This is a genomic window from Tumebacillus permanentifrigoris, assembly GCF_003148565.1.
Classification (GTDB): domain Bacteria; phylum Bacillota; class Bacilli; order Tumebacillales; family Tumebacillaceae; genus Tumebacillus; species Tumebacillus permanentifrigoris.
Map to the genome: position 1 here is coordinate 1 of NZ_QGGL01000058.1, position 1,251 is coordinate 1,251.

Annotated in this window: 2 protein-coding genes; both read left to right on the forward strand. The window is 48.5% G+C overall.

Going from position 1 to position 1,251, the window contains the following annotated elements; all coding sequences use genetic code 11:
- Positions 1-246 precede the first annotated feature (246 nt).
- A complete protein-coding gene (locus tag C7459_RS23915; RefSeq protein ID WP_245884693.1) occupies positions 247-717 on the forward strand; it encodes a DUF6431 domain-containing protein in 471 nt (156 codons plus the stop codon).
- A 43-nt stretch (positions 718-760) separates the two neighbouring features.
- On the forward strand, positions 761-1,251 hold a 491-nt coding region (locus C7459_RS22845; protein WP_146201077.1), incomplete at its 3' end, for a helix-turn-helix domain-containing protein.

Sequence of the window (1,251 nt, forward strand, 5' to 3'; positions counted from 1 at the left end):
TGTTACCGACGATGCTAAATGACCAAAAGCTGACGCTATTGCCTGTCCAAAGGTTGACGGATATAATGACCATCGTACATATCCTAGAAAAGGAAAAGGACGCCTCTGTATGATGTGTCACTGTTCGAGCAGTGGCACCAGAGTCGTCCCCAAAAAATCGCATGGTCATTGTATCAAATTTTCAGCTCAAAGAAAATAGAGAAATTGGTGTTTTTCATTTGGAGTGCAGAGCAACATATTTGCCCAGTGTGTGAAGATGACCTGTTCGTTATCGGAAGCCGGAGGCGCATTGGGCGTAAATCCACTGGTGAACGGATCACCTACATGATCCGTCGCTTGCGTTGCAAGGGTTGCGAGAGGATTCATCATGAGTTGCCAGATCTGCTCGTCCCCTATAAACGTTACGAAGCCGAATCCTTCGAATCGGCCTTGTCTCAGGGACAGTCCTCAGACGTAGCCGCAGATGAGTCGACCTTGTACCGGTGGAGCGTTTGGTTCGCGAAGTTTTGGCAGTACTGGGTAAACTGTTTATCCATGATTGCAGCACGTACAGGAGATCCGGTGAAGCCATTGTCCGTCCCTTCGCTGTCTGCACTCCAACAGATCGGACATTATGTTGGACAAGGAGTCGGGTGGCTGGCGAGACTTGTCCGACCCATCGTTAATTCTCAATTATGGGTACATACCCGTTTTGCCTTCTTGTCCATAGAGCTATGAAGTATTGTGAATCTACTTCCTATAGAAAGGACTGTAGATTCCAATGAAAAACCAGAAAAAAGCGGATGAGATCGCCGCTGAGCGGATGCAACTCATTTCTCCGTTACTTGCTGAAGGGACCGACCCAAGCAAGATCCAACAGCTGAAGCGAACGATTTGTGAGCAAACTGGTTTATCCGAACGAACTCTTCGTCGTTATCTGTCTGCCTACCGAACCGAAGGCTTCGCCGGACTTCGACCGCATGGAAAGGGAAAGCGGCGAACAGCCGAAGCGATCTCTTCACATCTCTTGGATCAGGCCATTTTACTTCGCCGAGAAGTCCCCAGTCGTAGTGTGGCACAAATCATTCAGATCTTAGAATGGGAAGGATTAGCGCAACCTGGTGAGATCAAGCGCAGCACCTTGCAAGAAAAACTTATGGAGCATGGGTACAGTACTCGTCATATGCGGTTGTACTCCTCCTCCGGCCTTGCGGCCAGACGATTTCAACATAAGCAACGTAACCATATGTGGCAAAGTGACATAAAATTCGG